Genomic DNA, 20243 nt, shown 5'->3' with positions numbered 1-20243 from the left:
GTGTAAGAATTAGAGTTTTAATAATTTCCTTCTTTCAGTTTGCAAAGATATAAACATTGTATGAGGTTGACTTGGAGCTTGCGACGGAGCAAGGAATATAATGTTTATCTCGTTTTTTCATTGATAATAATAAGGGTTAATAGTATAATAAAGTAATGATTAATTAACATAATATAAGATCATTTAAAGTTAAGGAGAAAATTATGCGATATATATTATCCTTTATATTAGCATTTTCAATAGTATATTTTATAACACCGAGTATAATAAAGCTATCATATAAATATAGTTTTACAGATAAACCAACTAAAAGAAAAAAACATAGTAAAGAAACTCCTCTTTGTGGTGGAGTGACTATGTTTATAGGCTTTTTTATAGTATATTTTTTAGTAAATAGATATTCTTTAATAAATGAAAAACTATGGGTATTTTTAGGATCTATATTGATTTTAGGTATAGGGCTAGTAGATGATTATTATAAAACTAGGGGAAAAGAGTTTCCTATATATCCAAGGTTAATTGTTCAACTAATAGCTGCATTTATGATTTATAATGCGGGTATAGCTTTTAGAGGTTTTACTAATCCTTTTACAGGAGAGTATATACTATTAACTAAGGCGATACAAATTTTACTTACAATTACTTGGATTTTTGGAGTAACAACTGTAATAAATTGGTCTGACGGTATGGATGGACTAGCTGGTGGATTGTCTTTTATCTCTTCTTTAACTTTTGCAGCAGCCGCAATTATACTAAATCAAAGTGAATCCGTAACTATGTCATTAATAATTTCAGGAGTTACATTAGGATTTTTAGTATATAATAAATATCCAGCAAAGATATTTATGGGGGATTCTGGAGCTAATTTTCTAGGATTTATGCTAAGTATAATAGCTTTAGATGGAGCATTTAAACAAGCTACATTAATGAGTCTATTTATACCGATTCTAGCTTTAGCAATACCTATATTTGATAATATATTTGTTATAATTAAAAGATTTAAAGATGGAAAACCTGTTTATCAAGCAGATAGAAGTCAAATTCATTATAGATTAGAAGCTAAGGGATTTACACCTAAGCAAGTTGTAATGTACATAAACATGGTAAGTCTTGCATTTAGTTTAATTTCAATAATACTATTACTTATTAAAAATTAAGTTAATAAAGTTACTATGAAAAATATATAAATTAATGAAAGAACTATTTAATTAGTTTACTTATATAAAGGAGTTGTTTATAGCAGCTCCTTTTATAATTTCCTTCCTTCAGTTTGGAAGTGTTAAAGTATCATAGCAAGGTGACTTGGAGCTTGCGACGGAACCTGGATATGATACTTTAACACTTTTTTTATTAATTGACTTGGATATATTTGGGTGGTATAATTTATAAAATATTAAAAAGGGGGAAGATCTTATGTATAATGGGGAATTAGTTAAATTAAGAGCTTATAAAGAAGAAGATATTGAAAGAGCAGTAGGATTTATTAATGATGAAGAAGTTAAAAAGCTACTTGATTCAAATACACCATTTCCAATGACTAAATGGCAAGAAGAAGAATGGATAAAAAGCAGGAAAGCTGGATCTGATTCCACTTATGATTTTGCAATTGAAGATTTAGAAACTGGTAAATATATTGGTGGATGTAGCATTAATGAATGTGATTTGAAAAATAGACATTGTACTATTGGAATAATGATAGGTGATAAGGAATATTGGGGTAAAGGCTATGGTAGTGATGCTTTAAAAGTACTTATTAAATTTATATTTGAAGAATTAAATATGAATAAGATAAAACTTGGTGTATTTTCTTTTAATAGTAGAGCTATAGCATGTTATAAGAAAGTTGGATTTAAAGAAGAAGGTATATTAAAATATGAGCTATATAGAAGTGGGAAGTATTACGATATAGTTCAAATGGCGATATTTAAAGACGAATGGATTTAATTTTGAAAAGCAAAATTATAAATTGATAATGCATTATGCATTACCAATTATAAATTATAAGTATGGTGTATTTTTATATAAGTTAGGAAACAAGAAAAAATTATATATACTTCTTATGTATTTACAAATAATGTTAAATGGATTATAATAAACAAAAGAATATTTAGAAACTTATCAAGAGTGGTGGAGGGACTGGCCCTATGAAACCCGGCAACCTACAAGTTTTAATGTTATTAATTATTGTGTGGTGCTAATTCCTGTTAGATAAGGGTAATATATGGGCAATTAGTGTACCTAAAGGTTATCCTTTGGGTACTTTTTTGTTTTGCAATAAGCATAGGGGGAGAATTATGAATATTAATAATTTATTTAAAGAGAAAAAGGTGGTTTTTTCATTTGAAGTATTTCCACCAAAGCAAGTTTCAAAGATAGACACAATATACAATACTTTAGAAGAATTAAAGGGGTTAAGTCCAGATTTTATTAGTGTAACTTATGGGGCGGGGGGAAGCTTAAGCAAAAATAGGACTTGTGAAATATCTTCTATAATAAAGAATAAATATGGTATAGAGCCATTAGCTCACTTAACTTGTATAAACTCATCTAAGGAAGAGGTAACTAAAATATTAGATGATCTGAAAAGAGAAGGTGTGGAAAATGTTTTAGCTTTAAGGGGAGATATTCCACTTGAGTATAAAGGAAATAGTAGTTTTAAGTATTCTGGTGATTTAATTACACATATTAAAGAAAGAAATGATTTTAATATAGTTGGGGCTTGTTATCCAGAAGGACATTTAGAAAGTAAATCTTATGAAGAAGATTTTTTAAATATAAAAAGAAAACAAGAATTAGGAGCAACACATTTAATATCTCAATTGTTTTTTGATAATGAAATTTTTTATGATTTTTTAGAAAAGAAAGATAAGTATGGAGTTAAAATTTCTATTCAAGCTGGAATTATGCCTGTAATTAATACTAAACAAATAAAAAGAGTAGTAAGCTTGTGTGGTGCTAAACTTCCGAAGAAGTTTATTAAAATAATGAATAAATACGAATACAATCCAGAAGCTTTAAGAGATGCTGGAATTGCTTATGCAACTGAGCAAATTATAGATTTAATTTCAACTGGAGTAGATGGAATTCATTTATATACTATGAACAATTCATATGTAGCAAAAAAAATTGCTGAAAGTACTTCATCAATTATTAAGACTATAAATAATTATAAAGATATAGTAATTTAGTTAGATTAGAATAAAAGGAGTAAATGGAATGGAAAAGGTAGAGAGTTTTGAATTAGATCACAGAGTAGTTAAAGCACCTTATATTAGAAAGTGTTGCTTATTACAAGGAGAAAATGGAGATAAGGTAAGTAAATTTGATTTAAGATTTTTACAACCTAATAAAGAAGCTTTTGGAACAGCTGCTATGCATGGGTTAGAACACTTATTAGCTCATCAGCTTAGAAAAGAAATCAATGGAATAATAGATTTATCTCCTATGGGATGTAGAACAGGATTTTATTTAACTATATGGGGAGATATAGAATCTTCAGCGATAAAAAATTCTTTAGAAAAATCTTTAAAGGATATTTTAGAAGTTAATGAAATTCCAGCTGCGAATGAGATTCAATGTGGTAATTATAGAGATTTATCATTGTTTGGAGCTAAAGAGTACGCAAAATTAGTGCTAATACAAGGATTTTCATTAATAAGTTAGAAAAAAAATTAACAATTAAAAAAATTGTATTTCTATTTTTTGAAGGAATACAATTTTTTTATTTCATAATTTAAGAAGATATGGTAATATATAGTTATCAAAATTGAATATTCAGAATATTTGGTATAAAAGGGAGATGTTTTGGTGGACAAGTGTAATAAGTTTAAGGATTTAGAACTATTTATCCAAAAAGGTAATGATGATGAAAGCTCTTTAATAGCTGTCTTACATCATGCTCAAAATCTTTATGGATATTTAGGAAGGGAAGTACAGGAATATGTAGCCAATAGATTAAATATTCCACTTTCAAAAGTTTATGGGGTAATAACTTTTTATTCATATTTTTCAACTGAGCCAAAAGGTAAATATGTTATTAGTATATGTATTGGAACTGCTTGCTTTGTTAGAGGAGCAAAGGATATATTGGAAGATTTTAAAAAGGTTCTTGGTATAAAAGAGGGGGAAACTACCAAGGATGGACTATTTACTTTAGATACTTTAAGATGTGTTGGATCATGTGCTATTGCACCAGTTGTTTTAGTAAATGATAAGGTTTACGGACGCTTTGCTAAATCACAAGTAAATGAACTAATTAATAATTTAAGGGAGCAAGGTTAATATGGATAGAATAATGACTTATGAAAATTTATTACAAAAGGTTGATTATTATAAAAGTAAAATAGAGATAAGAGAAAATCCTGAAAAGTTTAATAAAGAAGAAATAAAAGAAAGACATATTTTAATTTGTGGGGGACCTGGATGCAAAACTTCTAATGCAGATAAAATACAGGAGGCTTTTAAATTAGAAATAGAAGAATTGAATTTAGGAGAAGAAGTTAAAGTTATAATGACAGGCTGTTTTGGTTTTTGTGCTAAGGGACCTATAATAGAAATAATGCCAGATAGAACTTTTTATGTACAAGTTACTGAAGAGGATGTTAAGGAAATAATAGAAAAGCACATAATTAATGGAGAAATAGTTGATAGATTATTATATGAAAATGAAGAAACTAAGGAAAGAATAAAAGTAAAAGAAGAAATACCATTTTATAAAAAGCAAGTTAAAATAGCTTTAAAAAATTGTGGTTTAATAGATCCTGAAAATATTGAAGAAGCTTTGGCTGTTGGGGCATATACTGCCTTAGCAAAAGCTGTAACAACTATGAGCAATGATGATGTAATAAAAGAAGTAATAGATTCAGGATTAAGAGGAAGGGGAGGTGGAGGTTTCCCAACAGGTATAAAATGGCAAGCAGCTAAAAGAGCTGAAGGTGATATAAAATATGTAATTTGTAATGCAGATGAAGGAGATCCAGGTGCATTTATGGATAGAGCCATATTAGAGGGAGATCCACATTGTGTATTAGAAGCTATGGCTATTTGTGGATATGCTATAGGATCTAATAAGGGATATATTTATATAAGAGCAGAATATCCATTAGCAGTTAATAGGTTAAAAATTGCATTAGAACAAGCAAAGGAAATTGGGCTTTTAGGAAAAAATATATTAAATACTGGATTTGATTTCGATATTGAAATTAAATATGGAGCAGGAGCTTTTGTTTGTGGAGAAGAAACAGCTTTAATACATTCTATTGAAGGGTTAAGAGGAGAGCCAACTAGCAAAATACCTAGGTCGGCAGAAAAAGGTTTATGGCAAAAGCCTACTTGTGTTAGTAATGTGGAAACCTTTGCTAATATTAGTCAAATAATTAATAAGGGTGCTAATTGGTATAAATCTATAGGTTCAGAAAAATCAACAGGCACAAAAGTTTTTGCTTTGGCTGGAAACGTAAACAACGTTGGGTTAGTTGAAGTTCCAATGGGAACTCCACTAAGAGATATTATATATGAAATTGGAGGAGGACTATCTAATAATAAGAGCTTAAAGGCAGTTCAAACAGGTGGACCTTCAGGAGGGTGTATACCAGTAGAACATTTAGATTTACCTATAGAATACGATACATTAAGATCTATAGGATCAATGATGGGATCTGGTGGAATGATAGTTATGGATGAAGATAACTGTATGGTTGATATAGCTAAATTTTATTTAGAATTTATAGTAGAGGAATCTTGTGGTAAATGTACACCATGTAGGATTGGAAATAAGAGAATTTTAGAAATAATAAAGAAAATAACAAATGGAAAGGCTAAAAAAGAAGATTTAGAGAAACTTAAAGAGCTTTGTGAAGTAGTTAAATCTTCGTCATTTTGCGGTCTTGGAGAAACAGCGCCTAATCCAGTATTAAGCACAATGAAGTTTTTTATAAATGAATACGAAGATCATATAATAAACAAAAAATGTACAGCTGGTGTTTGTAAAGGTTTAGTTAAGTATGAAGTTACAGATGATTGTATTGGATGTACAAAGTGTTTAAGAGCATGTCCTGTATTAGCTATTAAAGGAAAGCTTAGAGCAAAACATATTATTAATGATATTAAATGTATAAGATGTGGATTATGTTTTGAAGCTTGCCCTAAAAAGGCTATAGTAAAAACTGGATTAGGAGGCGAAATTTAATGGTTAATGCAAAAATTAATGGTATTAATATAGAAGTAGAAAAAGGGACAAGTATATTAGAGGCTGCAAAAAAGGTTAATATAAATTTACCAACCTTATGTAATATGTATATGATAGATGGTAAAACTAGAAATTGTAAGGGGACTTGTAGAGTTTGTATAGTTGAAGTTGAAGGACAAAATAAATTGATTCCATCATGTGAAACAGAGTTATTAGAGGGAATGTCTGTGAAAACTCATTCATTAAAAGCAGTTAAGGCAAGGAGAACAATAGTAGAGTTACTATTATCTAATCACCCAATGGATTGTCTAAATTGTGAAAAGAATAATAAATGTGAGTTACAAAAGTTGGCTTCAGATTTAGGAATTGACGAAAAAGCTTATATTGGGGAAAAGTCTCATTTTGACTTAGATATATCAGATGGATTTATAAGAGATAGGGAAAAGTGTATATTATGTAGAAGGTGTGTGACTGCATGTAATGAGATTCAAAAAGTTTATGCAATAACAGTTGCAGATAGAGGATTTGGAAGTAATATTTCAACTTTCTTTAATGATAGTATATCCAATACTCAATGTACTTATTGTGGACAATGTGTAGCTGTTTGTCCAACAGGTGCTTTAAGAGAAAAAAGTGATTATAAAAAAGTTTGGGAAGTTATTGATGATAAATATTCCTTAGTTCAAATTGCACCATCAGTTAGATATGCATTAGCAGAAGAATTTGATCTTGAATCTGGAGAATTATCTACAGGAAAAATAGTAACAGCATTAAAGTTATTAGGATTTAAAGGCGTATTTGATACAAATTTTGCTGCTGACTTAACAATAATGGAGGAAGCAACTGAATTTATAAAACGCTTTACTGAAGGTAAAAATCTACCACTTATTACAAGTTGTTGCCCAGCTTGGATAAGATATGCAGAAAATACCTATAATGAGAATTTACATTTAATATCAAGTTGTAAATCACCTCAACAAATGTTTGGAGCAACTGCAAAAAGCTATCTTCCAGAAAAATTAGGAATTAAAAAAGAAGATATAAGTGTTGTTTCTATAATGCCATGTATTGCAAAAAAACATGAAGCAAAAAGAGAGGAAATGCAAGATGTAAATGGAATAAGAGATGTAGATATAGTAATAACAACTAGAGAATTTGCAAAGCTAATAAGAGAAGCAGGTATAGACATAGTAAATTTACCAGAAAGTGATTTTGATAATCCATTAGGTCTTTCTAGTGGAGCAGCAACCATATTTGGTACTAGTGGAGGAGTAATGGAGGCTGCACTTAGAACAGCTTATGAATGGGTAACAGGAAATACTTTAGAGAATATAGATTTTGAAGTTGTAAGAGGATTAGAGGGAATTAAGGAGGCTGTTATAGATCTTAATGGAGTTAAAATTAATATAGCTGTAGCTAGTTCTCTTGGAAATGCAAAAAAAATAATGGATGAAATTAAATCAGGAAACTCAAAATATCATTTCATAGAAATAATGGCTTGCCCAGGAGGATGTATTGATGGTGGTGGACAACCATATATAAAATCAAATAGAGAGAGATTGAAAAAGAGAATGCAGGCTGTATATAAAGATGATAAGGGAAGAACTCTTAGAAAATCTCATGAAAATCCTATGATTAAACAAATTTATGAAGATTTTCTAATAAAACCTAATAGTGAATTAGCTCATAATATTTTACACACACAATATAAAAGTAAGTAAAAATATAAAAAAAAGAGAAATTTAAGAAAGTTTCTCTTTTTTTTACATTATTTAAGCGAAAAAAGGGTAAAAAAGTAGTAAAAAGAGGAATTATAAATAAAAAAAACTATGGAAAAGAATAATGTAGGATAGTATAATTGTTTTATATAAGTTAAATGTAACAAAATGTGATTTTTTTGGACACATTATTAAAAAAAGGTGAATTAAGTAGTATGCTGGAAACAATAATTATTTCATTAGTATTTTGTAAAATAAAGAAATTAAAAATAGGTCCACTATTTAAAAGTTGGGCTATTTATCCAGTTTTGTTTATGGAAATCATTTACATAATTGTACAAGCTAATATATTTATGGAAAATTATTATTTAATTAAATATGTTGGAGCTTTGAAAAGTTTATATTTATGCTCATATTTACCTTTAATATTTGTTTATAAACAATATATTTCAGCTATTATAGGTTCTGGATTTGTTATATTAGGTGGTATTCTAAATGATATAGCAATTGCTGCTAATAATGGATATATGCCTGTATTTCCTAGTTTGTCTTTTATAACTGGATATGCAAAATTAGATGCATTTGATAAGGTAAATGATATACATATATTAGGAAACTCATCTACAAAACTGAAATTTTTAACAGATATATTTGATATAGGATATAGCGTTTTAAGTATAGGAGATATATTTATAAGAGTTTTTGTATTTATTACTATATATAAAACAGTTAAACAATTGAATTTTACTAAAGAAAAAAATTATTAATTATATTAATAATAGAGAGAAAAAGGAGATAAAAGATGTTACAGTTAAAACCAATAGAATTTATACTAAGAGTTATTCCAGAAAGTTTTTTAGTTATTTTTGCAATTTATGTATTTTCTAAAACAACTATAAACAAGAAGAAGTATTTAATAACCAGTATAGTTTTTTCTTTGATTGTATATGCTACTAGAATGCTGCCAATAAATTATGGTGTACATATGATTTTGTCAGTATTATTTTTGTTATTTATTATTACAGCATATAATAATATTGATGTAGTTAGTAGTATAAAAAGTATTATCTCTGTTTATTTAGTACAGTTACTTTCAGAGGCAATTAATGTTTTAATACTTAATCTTATGAATCTGGACTTAGAGACATTATTTAAAAGTGCATTTAATAAAACTATGTTAGGTATTCCATCTTTGATTATTACAGGAATTATAATATTAATATTTTATAAATTAAATAAAAAGAAGAAAGAAGCTTAAGAAAGATGAATTTAGAATTATTATGTAAAAAGATATCATATACAATAAAAAATCAGATTGAAATAGATGAAGAGAAGAGAAGTATTATTGAATATGGATTATTTGCTTTCTTACATATGGGAATATCTATATTATCAATTTTAATAGTTGGATCAGTTTTTAGTGTGGCTATTGAATCATTAATAATTTCTTGTATAATAGCTATTTTAAGAAAATTTTCTGGTGGAGCTCATGCAAGTACACCAATTAATTGTGCAATAGTAGGAATTTTGATTTCTGTTTTTCCTGCATATTTAGGTAAAAATATAAATTTAAATGTTAATTACATAATTTTATTAGGAATACTTATATATATCGTTTCTTTTATAATTATTTATAAATTAGCGCCAGTAGATAGTCCTAATAAGCCAATAAAAAAAGAAGAAAAAATTAAAAAGTTAAAAAAAGGATCTATTACTATATTATGTATATATATGATTGTTGTACTCTTTAACATAATTATATATTATATAAATAGAAAAAATTTAATGTTAGTGTATTCTTTATGTATATATATTGGTATAGCATGGCAAGTTTTTACATTAACAAAAATTGGACATAGTGTTGTTAATATAATAGATTCTTTATTAATAAAAATATTTACTTTTAAAGGGGGAAAGAATAATGAAAAGAATAAACAATAAAGTGTTAATGGCAGTTGCAGCATTTGCTACAGTAGTTGCATCTGTAGTATCTACTTCAGCTTGTTTCTGGGCTATGTATCAACCAGAAGAACCAAAAGCTTTAAGAGATGAATAATTAAATAAATAAAGGTCGGTCTTTCCGATCTTTATTTAAACTATGAGGTGAACAATTTGAGTGAAATAAATAAAGATAAAATAAAGCAAATAAATGATATGGTTTCAGTAGTAAAATTAGCATCATTAATGTTCACAGCTATTATATTCTTTCAATATGTTTTTAATGATAATGAATTTTTAGGTAATTTGGTATATCAACAAATTATATTTATGGCAATAGGGGTAGTAATGTTATTATTATTATCAATATACATAATATGGGCATTTTCTTTAAATGACAGTATAAGTAAAAGTAAATATAGAAAAATGATATTTGTGGAAAACTTAGCTTTTATCGCTATTTTTTTCATAGTAGTACTACTTTCAGGAGCATATAAAAGCGAATATAAGTATATATTTCTTTTTATAATAACGAGTTCTACTATACAATTAGGTTTAAAGCATGGTATAACCGTTGCAGTAATATCATCTAGTTTAATATTAGGAATAGATATTTTTTGTGTTAATACTGGAGAAGTAAATAATTACTTTCAGACAGATTTAATATTATGTGGAATTTTTATTTTAACAGCTTGGCCTTTAGGGTTTTATGTAAAAATAGAAGGAGAACACATTAACAATTTAGAAGAATTAGTAAATAAGGATGGTCTAACCGGAGTATTTAATCATAGATATTTTCATGATGCATTAAAAGAGAAAATAACAGTATCGGAGAAGGATAAAAAGCCTCTTTCTATGATATTTGTTGATATAGATTATTTTAAACATTACAATGATTTATATGGTCATCAAAAAGGTGATGAAGTACTAAGGACAATAGGAAAAATATTAAGAGATAACTTGAGAACAGATGATATAGCAGCAAGATATGGTGGAGAAGAATTTGCAGTAATATTACCTAATACTGATGAAGAAGAAGCTATGATTATCGCTAATAAAATTAGAAAAATCATAGAAGATACAGAGTTTTATGGTGAAAAAAATCAACCTAATGGAGTATTAACAGCATCAATGGGAGTATCTGTATACCCTGATAAGGCTAAAGATGATATTAGTCTAATAAAAAGTGCTGATGATGCGCTGTATAGAGCTAAATTCTTTAAAAAGAATAGAGTTGAAAAATACACATCAATATTAGATGAAATGAGTATTGATATTGAAGAAAAAGATGTAGAATTAGTTGCATCAATAAAAACCTTAATTATAGTAATAAATGCTAAGGATAGATATACATATGGACATTCAGAGAGAGTAGCTTTATATAGTAAGCTTATGGCAGATAAGTTAGAATTAAGTGAGAAAGATAAAAAGAGATTAGTTTATGGGGCTTATATGCATGACATAGGTAAGATTAATGTTGCAAAAGATATATTAAATAAAAAAATGCCTTTAACTAATGAGGAATGGGAAATATTAAAGCGTCATCCACAAGATGGAATAGAAATGATAAAGCATGTTAAAGCTTTAGAAGATATAACACCAATAATATTACATCATCATGAAAAATATAATGGTACAGGATATCCTAATAATCTAAAGGGAGAAGAGATACCTTATTTAGCTAGGATACTAAGTGTTATAGATAGCTTTGATGCAATGACTTCAAATAGACCATATAATATAAGAAAAAGCTATGATGAAGGAATTGATGAATTAAGAAAATTTAGTGGAATTCAATTTGATAAAGAAATAGTAGAAAAGTTTATTGAAGTTATTCAGGAAAATAAAGATCATTTAGATAATTTAATATAAGAATTTTAAATATAATTAAATAAATACATAATTATAAAAGGAAGTGAAATAATCACTTCCTTTTATAATTTTATGTCTTTTTTTACAAGTCTTTTATTAGTATACTCTTTAATAAGCTGATAAGCTACACTGAAAGTAGGAATTCCTATAAGCATACCTATTAAACCTAAAGTACTTCCTCCGACTAACATTGCAAGCATAACCCATATTGCGGAAAGACCAACAGAACTTCCAACAACTTTAGGATAAATTACATTTCCCTCGAATTGTTGTAAACAAAGTATAAATACTATAAACCATAGTGCCTTTATAGGATCAATAAGAAGAATTAAAAATACAGCAGGTACTGTCCCTATAAATGCTCCAAAAACAGGAATTAATGCAGTAACTCCAATTAAAACACTTATTAATAATGCATATGGCATTGAAAAAATAGTCATTCCTATAAAACATAAAGCTCCTAATATAAAGGCTTCTAGACATTGGCCAGTTATAAATTTGGAGAAAGTAATATTTGAAAGATCTCCTATTTCAATTAATTTATTAGCAAAGCTTTTTGGAGTAAAAGCATATAAAAATTTCTTGAATTGGTATATAAGAGTTTCCTTACTTGAAAGCATATAAATAGTCAATACTAAGGAAAGTACAAAGTTAACTATTCCACTTGTTATTGTGACTGTAGTATTTAAAATTCCTGTTAATGATGTGGTTAAGAAATCAGCAAAGAATTTTAAAATCTCTTTCCATGTATTTAGTAAAGTATTATAAAGATTTTCTAATATTTCAGTAGATGAAATATATTGATTTATCAAACTTTCAAAGGATTTAATATAATCTGGTACAGCTTCTAAAAGTGTAGATAAACTTGAAACTAGTTCTGGAATTACAAAAAAAGCTAAAGCTAAAATAAAGCCTATAACAGATATAAAAGTAGCTAAAATAGATAAAGGTCTTTTCATATTTCTGACAAAGCTTGATTTTTCTTTATCTAAAAATTTAAAAACTTTATTCTCAAAAAACATCATCGGTAAATTAAGTACAAAGGCTAAAGCAAAAGCAACTATAAAAGGACTTAGTATTCCGAAGATATTGCCAAAAGTTGATATTAATAACTTTATATTTGATAAAACAAAATATAAAATCATTAAATATGTTCCAAGTAAAATATTTTCTTTAAATTTTTTATTTAATCCCTTCAATTCTTTCAATTATAAAATATCCTCCTGTATGTAAAGTTAAATAATATATAATATAATTTTAAATGAATAGTAAAATGAAGTCTAGTGATAAAGTTGAATCATTTATAAAATAAAAGTAAAATATAAAAAGGAAATACTATGAAAAGTGAAAGGGAGATAAGAGATGAGTAAAATTAAAAAGATAGAAACATTAGCAAGCACAAAATATTTATCACTTTATAGTGCTGATTATATAAATAGAAAAGGTGATTTAAGAAATTGGACTATAGCTTCAAGAAAAACTAAAGAAACAATAGAAAATAATTTTTTTAATAATGAAGATGATAAGATAGATGCAGTTGTAGTAATTGCAAGGCATATTGAGGAAGATAAATTAATAGTAATTAGACAATTTAGAGTACCAATTAATGATTATGTTATAGAACTTCCAGCTGGATTAGTAGATGGTGATGAGAGTTTTGAGGAAGCTGTAAAGAGGGAATTAAAAGAAGAAACAGGCTTAGATTTAATAAGTATAGATAAAGAAGAAACTAAGGAAAAAGTATATGTTTCAGCAGGAATGACTGATGAATCTATTGCCTTAGTAAGATGTACTTGTAATGGAGTTGTATCTAATGAAAATTTAGAAGATGATGAAGATATAGAAGTTATTATGCTTTCAAAAAGTGAAGCAAGAGAACTTATAAAATCAAATGAAAATATAGATGTAAAAGCATTACTTGCAATACAAAATTTTATATTAAGTTAAAAAGATTATAAAATTCACAAAAGAACATAAAATACTAAATATTATAGTTTAAGAGGTATTTTAAATGAGTAAGAAGAAGTATTTTATGAATTTTGGAATGGATGAAGATGTAGTTGAAAATGTTAAAAGAGAACTAGGATATATAAAAAAGAGTGGTAGCTTCACTGGAGAGAAACAAAATAAAATATATTATGAAAAATATAAGGTTAAGAATGAAAAGGGAAGAGTAATTATTTCTCATGGATTTAGTGAATGTATAGAAAAATATTTAGAAGTTATATATTATTTTACTAGAGAAGGCTACTCTATATTTATTATGGAACATAGAGGACATGGAAGATCAGGATGTCTAGGAAGTAATGCAACTCAAGTACATATAGAAGATTTTAATTATTATATCAATGATTTAAAGAAGTTTATTGATAAAGTTGTTATAAAAAAGGAAAATTTATTTTTATTTGCACATTCAATGGGTGGAACAATAGGAACTATGTTTATAGAAAAATATCCAACATATTTTAAAAAGGTAATTTTAACTTCACCTATGTTTAAAATTGCTATAGGAGAAATACCTAATTCAATAGCACTTTTTTTTGCTAAACTAGCAATTATATCTGGAAAGGAAAATGAATTTATAATTGGAAATACACCTTATGAAAGCTCATATGATTTTATATCTGCATCTACATTAAATGAAAGTAGATATAATTATTATTATAGAGAAGTTGTATCAAATACTAAGATACAAAGAGGTGGTGGTTCTTATAGGTGGCTATATGAATCTTTAAAAGCAATTAAATATATATTAAATAAGAATAATATAAAAAATATAAATATACCAATTTTACTTTTCCAAGGGAGTAAAGATGAATTAGTAGGTGTAGATGGTGGTAAGAAATTTGCAGAAAGATGCAGTAAATGCAAATTAATACGATTTGAAAATGCTAATCATGATATTTATTCAGAAAACAATAATATATTAGAAGTTTATCTAGATACTATCTTTGAATTTTTAGAGAAATAAATAGAAATGCTCGCATTTTTATTAACATTATTAATGATAAGAAGATATGATAATATAGAGAAAAAGGAGGAATAAACTTTGGAAGAGTTACTAAAGCTTAAAAATAAAAATGGAAATATAAAAAATATTAAATATAAAACTTTGGATTTAAGTTATATAGATAAGATAATGGAATTACAAGATACAATAATAGAGGATTTAGAAGATAAACAATTATATGCACCGACGGATAGGGAAGAGTTTATAGATTATATAGTAAGCAAGGGTAAAATACTAGGATATTTAGATGAAAATGACGATTTAATAGCCATGGGAGTATATGTTAAAAAAGGATATTCTGAAGGTAATTATGGGTATGATTTAGGATTAAAAGGTGAAGATTTACTTAATGTTGCACAGGTGGAATCTACAGTAGTAAGAAGTGATTATAGAGGGAATGGACTTCAAAAAAAATTATGTGAAAAAATAGAAGAAATTGCAAGAGAAGAAAATGTTAAATTGTTAGCTTCAACAGCTTCCCCATATAATAAATACAGTGTAAATACCTTTGAAAAATTAGGGTATAAGGTAAAAAAAGATAAGTTAAAGTATGGGGGATTAAGAAGATATGTGTTAGCGAAAGAGCTTTAGGATGCTTGCACATAATTAAGAATTAAGAATGAAAATTAAGAAGTGATGAAAAAATTCTAAAGGAGTTTAAAGAAGTTTTATAGGCTGTCTTGTATGATGGCCTATTTTTGCTTTTGAAAATTATAAAAATGTTACACTGTAAATAATATTTTTATAGCTTAAAACTTTCAGTTTTGAGGTATGCTTAATAAATTTCATTTTATTTAGCAATTGTAAAAAATGTAGTTCATAAATATAATTTTTTGAAATAATAAGAAATGGAAAGAAAATAAAAGTTATTAATAAATATTTAGTTATTATAGTTAATAATAACTAAAATAAATGTTGATTAATTCGTAGTAATTTAGTAAGATATAATTAATTCAGAGTGAAACGCTAAGATTTAGTTTTAATATATTATTTCTATAATAAGGAGATGTAAAAATGAGTGAAGTTTTATTAAATATAAATGGTTTAAAAACTGCAGTAGAAGGAAAAGAAATTTTAAAGGGATTAGATTTAAAGATAAATAAAGGTGAAATACATGTAATAATGGGACCTAATGGTGCTGGTAAATCAACTTTAGCAAATACTTTAATGGCTCACCCAAGATATAAAAGAGTAGATGGAGAAATTGTTTTTGAAGGTGAAGATATAACAGAATTAAAAACAGATGAAAGAGCTAAGAAAGGTTTATTCTTATCATTCCAACATCCAGAAGAAGTACCTGGAATAACAGTTGAAAACTTTATTAGAAGTGCAAAGATTGCAAAGGATGGTCAATTAATTAAATTCTTAAAGTTTGATAAAGACTTAAAAAATAATATGAAAGAATTAAAAATGGATCCAATCTATGCAAAGAGATACTTAAATGTAGGTTTTTCAGGTGGAGAAAAGAAAAAGAATGAAATATTACAAATGCTTATGTTAAGTCCTAAATTAGCAATTCTAGATGAAACAGATTCAGGCTTAGATGTAGATGCTATTAGAGTTGTTTCAGAAGGTATAAAAATGTATGCTAATGAAAATAACGGAGTATTAATAATAACTCACAATACTAAGATTCTTGAAAACTTAAAAGCTGACTATGTTCATGTTTTAGTTAACGGAAAAATAGTTAAAACAGGAAATGCAGATTTAGCTAACGAAATTGAGAGAAATGGATATGAAGCTTTTAAAGCAGAAGCTATGTAATACGGAGGTGAATAGCTTTGGAAATGAAAAAAAAGACCTACGTTGAAGACGTAGAAAGAGGAATTTACGACGTAAAGAATGAAGATAAATTTGAATTTAAAACAGATAAAGGTTTAACTAGAGAAATTGTTGAAACAATTTCAAAAGAAAAAGAAGAACCAGAATGGATGAGAGAATTCAGATTAAAATCTCTTGAAATATATAATGAAATAAAATTACCAACTTGGGGTCCATCTTTAGATGAATTAGATATGGATAACATAGTTACATATGTTAGACCAAAGTCTAAGTTAAATGAAAGCTGGGAAGAAGTTCCTGAAGATATTAAAAAGACATTTGATCTTTTAGGTATTCCAGAAGCAGAAAAGAAATCTCTAGCTGGTGTTGGTGCACAATATGATTCAGAGGTAGTTTATCATAGTATTAGAGAAGATCTTGTAAAACAAGGTGTAGTTTATACTGATATGGAAACTGCAGTTAGAGATTATGAAGATATAGTTAAACAATATTTTATGAAATGTGTAGCACCAAGCGATCACAAATTTGCAGCACTTCATGGAGCTGTATGGTCAGGTGGATCTTTCGTGTATGTACCAAAGGGAATAAAAGTAGATATTCCATTACAATCATACTTTAGATTGAACTCACCAGGTGCAGGTCAATTTGAACACACATTAATTATAGTAGAAGAAGGAGCTAGCCTACACTTTATAGAAGGATGTTCAGCACCTAAGTATAATGTAACTAACTTACATGCTGGTTGTGTTGAGTTATTTGTAAAGGAAGGTGCTACTTTAAGATATAGCACTATAGAAAACTGGTCAAAGAATATGCTTAACTTAAATACTAAGAGAGCAATAGTTGAAAAGAATGGAACAATAGAATGGGTATCTGGTTCATTTGGATCTAGAATATCTATGTTATATCCAATGAGTATATTAAAAGGTGAAGGAGCAAAAGCTGAATTTACAGGAGTATCATTTGCAGGAAAAGGTCAAAACCTAGACACTGGAGCTAAGATAGTTCATGCAGCACCAAACACTTCATCAACAATAAACTCAAAATCTATTTCAAAAAATGGTGGAGTTGCAACTTACAGAGGTGTAGTTAAAGTAAATCCAAACGCTTATAACTCTAAATCAGTAGTATCCTGTGAATCATTAATGTTAGACAATATTTCTAAGTCTGACACTATACCAGTTATTGATTTAATGAATGATGATGTTGAAATCGGACATGAAGCAAAAATAGGTAAAATTAGTGATGATGCGATATTCTATTTAATGAGTAGAGGAATTAGTGAAGAAGAAGCTAAATCAATGATAGTAAGAGGTTTCGTTGAACCTATATCAAAAGAACTACCACTTGAATATGCAGTTGAAATGAATAATTTAATTAAGCTTGAACTAGAAGGGAGCATAGGATAATGAACAATTTAAATTTTAATAATATTAATAAGACTCCTGTAAGAACAAAAAGCTGGTTAAAAGTTAATGATGTATCATTAAAGGATTATAATGCTCCTGAAATTGGAGAGTTTAATAATTATAAGGTAACTGGTAATGAACTTGAAGGAGTTACTATAGAAGAATTTTCAAAGGGAAAAGTATTACCTTTAACTAAAGAATTTACTTATGGAGCTTCAGAAGAATTAATTAATCAAGGAGAGTTTGATTTTAATAGAGGTTTCTTTATAAAAATAGATAAAAGAGCTAAAATTCAAGAGCCAATAGTTATAGAATTTAATATGGATAATGAAAATAGCACTTTAGTAGATAATGTTTTAGTCCTTGCAGAAGAAGATTCAGAAGCTAAAGTTATTTTAAAATATAATTCAAAAGATAATGTAGAAGGTTATCATAATGGATTATGTAAAATTTTCAGTAAAGAAAATAGTAAAATCCAAGTAATTAAAGTGAATTTACTAAACAAAGAAACAGTTAATGTAGATTCAAATTTATCTGATATTAATAGTTATGGAAAAGTAGATTTTGTATCTATTGATTTAGGTGGAAAAGTTAGTATAACAAATTACCATGGAGATTTAAAAGAAGATAGTTCAGAATCTAATTTAAGTTCAATTTATCTTGGTGGAGATAAAAAAGTTATAGATATGAATTATATTGTTACTCATAAGGGAATAAGAAGTAAGTCTAATATTCTTACAAGAGGTGCTCTTAAGGGAGAAGCAAATAAGATATTTAGAGGAACTATAGACTTTAAAAGAGGAGCTTCTAAAAGTAAGGGAGCAGAAGATGAATATTGTATGATTTTATCACCAAAGGTAAAAGCTAAAGCAATGCCATTATTACTTTGTGAAGAAGATGATGTATCTGGAGAACACGCAGCAGCTTCAGGTAAAATAGATGAAAATAAGCTATTCTATTTAATGAGTAGAGGATTAGATTATAATGATGCTAGAAGAGTAATTATAGAAGGTGCATTTAATCCTATAATAGATAAAATAGAAGATGAAACAATAAAGAATGAAGTTTTAGCTTCAATAAAGGAATGTTTAGATAATGAATAATAGAGATTTTTTAAAGGATTTTCCTACTTTAAATAAAGAGAGAAATGGTAAGAAAATAGCTTATTTAGATAGTGCTGCAACTACACAAAAGCCAATAGCAGTAATAGAAGCTATAAAGGAATATTATGAAAAAACTAATGCAAACCCTCATAGAGGAGCTTATGAATTAAGTGTTCTTGCTACTGATGCATATGATGAAGCAAGGGAAAAGGTTAAAAACTTCATTAATGCAAAACATAGAGAAGAAATAATATTCACTAAAAATGCAACAGAAGCTTTCAATTTACTTGCAATGTCCTATGGAATGAATTTTATAAATGAAGGTGATGAAATAGTTATATCTATTGCAGAACATCATTCAAATTTAATTCCATGGCAACAAGTTGCAATGGCAAAAGGTGCAATTTTAAAGTATATGTATACTGATGAAAATGGTGAATTAACAGAAGAGGAAGTACATTCTAAAATAACAGATAAAACTAAGATAGTAAGTATAACACATGTTTCTAATGCTTTAGGAACAATAAATCCTGTAAAACAAATAGCAGAATATGCTCATTCTAAGGGTGCAGTAGTTATAGTAGATGGTGCACAAAGTGTTCCTCATATGAAAGTAGATGTAAGAGATATAAATGCAGACTTTTTAGTTATAGCAGGACATAAACTTTTAGCACCAATGGGAATAGGTGTGCTTTATGGTAAAAAAGATTTATTAGAAAAAATGCCTCCAATTATTTTTGGTGGAGATATGGTAGAGTATGTTTATGAACAAGAAACAACATTTAATGTTCTGCCATATAAATTTGAAGCAGGAACACAAAATGTAGAAGCTGCTGTTGGTTTATCTAAGGCCATAGATTACTTAAATGAAATTGGAATGGATAATGTTGAAAAAATAGAAAAAGAACTAATGTCCTATGCAATAGAAGAAATAAGTAAATTAGAATATGTAAAAATATATGGTCCAAAAGATATAGAAAAAAGAGGTGGAGTTTTATCCTTTGAAATAAATGGAGTTCACCCACATGATGTTGCTTCAATTTTTGATACTTTTGGAGTTTGTATAAGAGCTGGAAACCATTGTGCTCAACCTCTAATGAGATATATGGGAATAAATGCAACATCTAGAGCAAGTATTTATTTCTATAATACAAAAGAAGATATTGATAGACTAATAGAAGCAATCAAAAAGACATACGATATGTTTTCAAAGTGGAGGTAATA

General features: G+C 27.5%; 20 protein-coding genes and 1 riboswitch. Of the genes, 19 read left to right on the top strand and 1 reads right to left on the bottom strand.

The genetic code is table 11. The features are described 5' to 3' along the window. Positions 1-203 precede the first annotated feature (203 nt). The 12 genes from H9660_RS01235 (at position 204) to H9660_RS01180 (ending at position 11715) form a co-directional block, all read left to right on the top strand. Positions 204-1157, top strand: coding sequence for an MraY family glycosyltransferase (locus H9660_RS01235; protein ID WP_191747731.1), 954 nt, complete (start codon positions 204-206; stop codon positions 1155-1157). 256 nt (positions 1158-1413) lie between these two features. Beyond that, positions 1414-1944: a GNAT family N-acetyltransferase gene (locus H9660_RS01230; RefSeq protein WP_191747729.1), complete on the top strand. Its 531-nt coding sequence runs from the start codon at positions 1414-1416 to the stop codon at positions 1942-1944. Between the two features lie 168 nt (positions 1945-2112). Continuing rightward, positions 2113-2215, top strand: a riboswitch (SAM riboswitch). Positions 2216-2294: 79 nt separating this feature from the next. Next, positions 2295-3188: a methylenetetrahydrofolate reductase [NAD(P)H] gene (gene metF, locus H9660_RS01225; protein ID WP_191747727.1), complete on the top strand. Its 894-nt coding sequence runs from the start codon at positions 2295-2297 to the stop codon at positions 3186-3188. Positions 3189-3216: 28 nt separating this feature from the next. Further along, positions 3217-3663: an S-ribosylhomocysteine lyase gene (locus H9660_RS01220; protein WP_191747725.1), complete on the top strand. Its 447-nt coding sequence runs from the start codon at positions 3217-3219 to the stop codon at positions 3661-3663. Between the two features lie 144 nt (positions 3664-3807). Continuing rightward, positions 3808-4281: an NADH-quinone oxidoreductase subunit NuoE family protein gene (locus H9660_RS01215; RefSeq protein ID WP_423738998.1), complete on the top strand. Its 474-nt coding sequence runs from the start codon at positions 3808-3810 to the stop codon at positions 4279-4281. A gap of 1 nt (position 4282) precedes the next feature. Further along, positions 4283-6187: an NADH-quinone oxidoreductase subunit NuoF gene (locus H9660_RS01210; RefSeq protein WP_191747721.1), complete on the top strand. Its 1905-nt coding sequence runs from the start codon at positions 4283-4285 to the stop codon at positions 6185-6187. Beyond that, entirely contained in the window at positions 6187-7908 is a 1722-nt protein-coding gene (locus tag H9660_RS01205; RefSeq protein ID WP_191747719.1) for an NADH-dependent [FeFe] hydrogenase, group A6, read from the top strand. Before H9660_RS01210 ends, H9660_RS01205 begins: the two co-directional genes overlap by 1 nt. A 212-nt stretch (positions 7909-8120) precedes the next feature. Beyond that, entirely contained in the window at positions 8121-8672 is a 552-nt protein-coding gene (locus tag H9660_RS01200; protein ID WP_191747717.1) for a DUF5317 family protein, read from the top strand. A 35-nt stretch (positions 8673-8707) separates the two neighbouring features. Then, complete coding sequence (locus H9660_RS01195) at positions 8708-9163, top strand: hypothetical protein (RefSeq protein ID WP_191747715.1); 456 nt, start codon at positions 8708-8710, stop codon at positions 9161-9163. A 5-nt stretch (positions 9164-9168) separates the two neighbouring features. Further along, on the top strand, positions 9169-9846 hold the full coding sequence (locus H9660_RS01190) for an accessory gene regulator ArgB-like protein (RefSeq protein ID WP_191747713.1): 678 nt from the start codon (positions 9169-9171) through the stop codon (positions 9844-9846). Continuing rightward, positions 9827-9961, top strand: coding sequence for a cyclic lactone autoinducer peptide (locus tag H9660_RS01185; protein WP_191747711.1), 135 nt, complete (start codon positions 9827-9829; stop codon positions 9959-9961). Before H9660_RS01190 ends, H9660_RS01185 begins: the two co-directional genes overlap by 20 nt. Positions 9962-10017: 56 nt before the next feature. Then, positions 10018-11715, top strand: a complete 1698-nt coding sequence (locus H9660_RS01180) for an HD-GYP domain-containing protein (RefSeq protein ID WP_191747709.1) — start codon at positions 10018-10020, stop codon at positions 11713-11715. Between the two features lie 62 nt (positions 11716-11777). On the opposite strand, the gene H9660_RS01175 is transcribed toward H9660_RS01180, so the two are convergent. Beyond that, complete coding sequence (locus H9660_RS01175; protein WP_243190572.1) at positions 11778-12923, bottom strand: AI-2E family transporter; 1146 nt, start codon at positions 12921-12923, stop codon at positions 11778-11780. Between the two features lie 154 nt (positions 12924-13077). Here H9660_RS01175 and H9660_RS01170 point away from each other — a divergent pair, with 154 nt between their 5' ends. The 7 genes from H9660_RS01170 to H9660_RS01140 all read left to right on the top strand — a co-directional run bounded on the left by H9660_RS01170 (position 13078) and on the right by H9660_RS01140 (position 20241). After that, positions 13078-13662 carry an NUDIX hydrolase gene (locus H9660_RS01170; protein ID WP_191747707.1) on the top strand — a complete coding sequence of 195 codons (585 nt, stop codon included), beginning with the start codon at positions 13078-13080 and terminating at the stop codon, positions 13660-13662. 64 nt (positions 13663-13726) lie between these two features. Continuing rightward, positions 13727-14686: an alpha/beta fold hydrolase gene (locus tag H9660_RS01165; RefSeq protein WP_191747705.1), complete on the top strand. Its 960-nt coding sequence runs from the start codon at positions 13727-13729 to the stop codon at positions 14684-14686. A 78-nt stretch (positions 14687-14764) separates the two neighbouring features. Further along, positions 14765-15316, top strand: coding sequence for a GNAT family N-acetyltransferase (locus tag H9660_RS01160; RefSeq protein ID WP_191747703.1), 552 nt, complete (start codon positions 14765-14767; stop codon positions 15314-15316). A 423-nt stretch (positions 15317-15739) separates the two neighbouring features. Further along, complete coding sequence (sufC, locus tag H9660_RS01155; RefSeq protein WP_191747701.1) at positions 15740-16489, top strand: Fe-S cluster assembly ATPase SufC; 750 nt, start codon at positions 15740-15742, stop codon at positions 16487-16489. Positions 16490-16506: 17 nt separating this feature from the next. Then, on the top strand, positions 16507-17916 hold the full coding sequence (gene sufB / locus H9660_RS01150; RefSeq protein ID WP_279289561.1) for a Fe-S cluster assembly protein SufB: 1410 nt from the start codon (positions 16507-16509) through the stop codon (positions 17914-17916). After that, complete coding sequence (gene sufD, locus H9660_RS01145; RefSeq protein ID WP_191747699.1) at positions 17916-19019, top strand: Fe-S cluster assembly protein SufD; 1104 nt, start codon at positions 17916-17918, stop codon at positions 19017-19019. The genes sufB and sufD overlap by 1 nt, the downstream gene beginning before the upstream one ends. After that, entirely contained in the window at positions 19012-20241 is a 1230-nt protein-coding gene (locus tag H9660_RS01140; RefSeq protein WP_191747697.1) for a cysteine desulfurase, read from the top strand. Before sufD ends, H9660_RS01140 begins: the two co-directional genes overlap by 8 nt. Positions 20242-20243 lie beyond the last annotated feature (2 nt).

It is taken from the genome of Clostridium gallinarum (assembly GCF_014836325.1).
GTDB lineage: Bacteria > Bacillota > Clostridia > Clostridiales > Clostridiaceae > Clostridium > Clostridium gallinarum.
The sequence above is the reverse complement of the archived record's forward strand: the minus strand, read 5'-3'. Positions and strand labels throughout refer to the sequence as shown.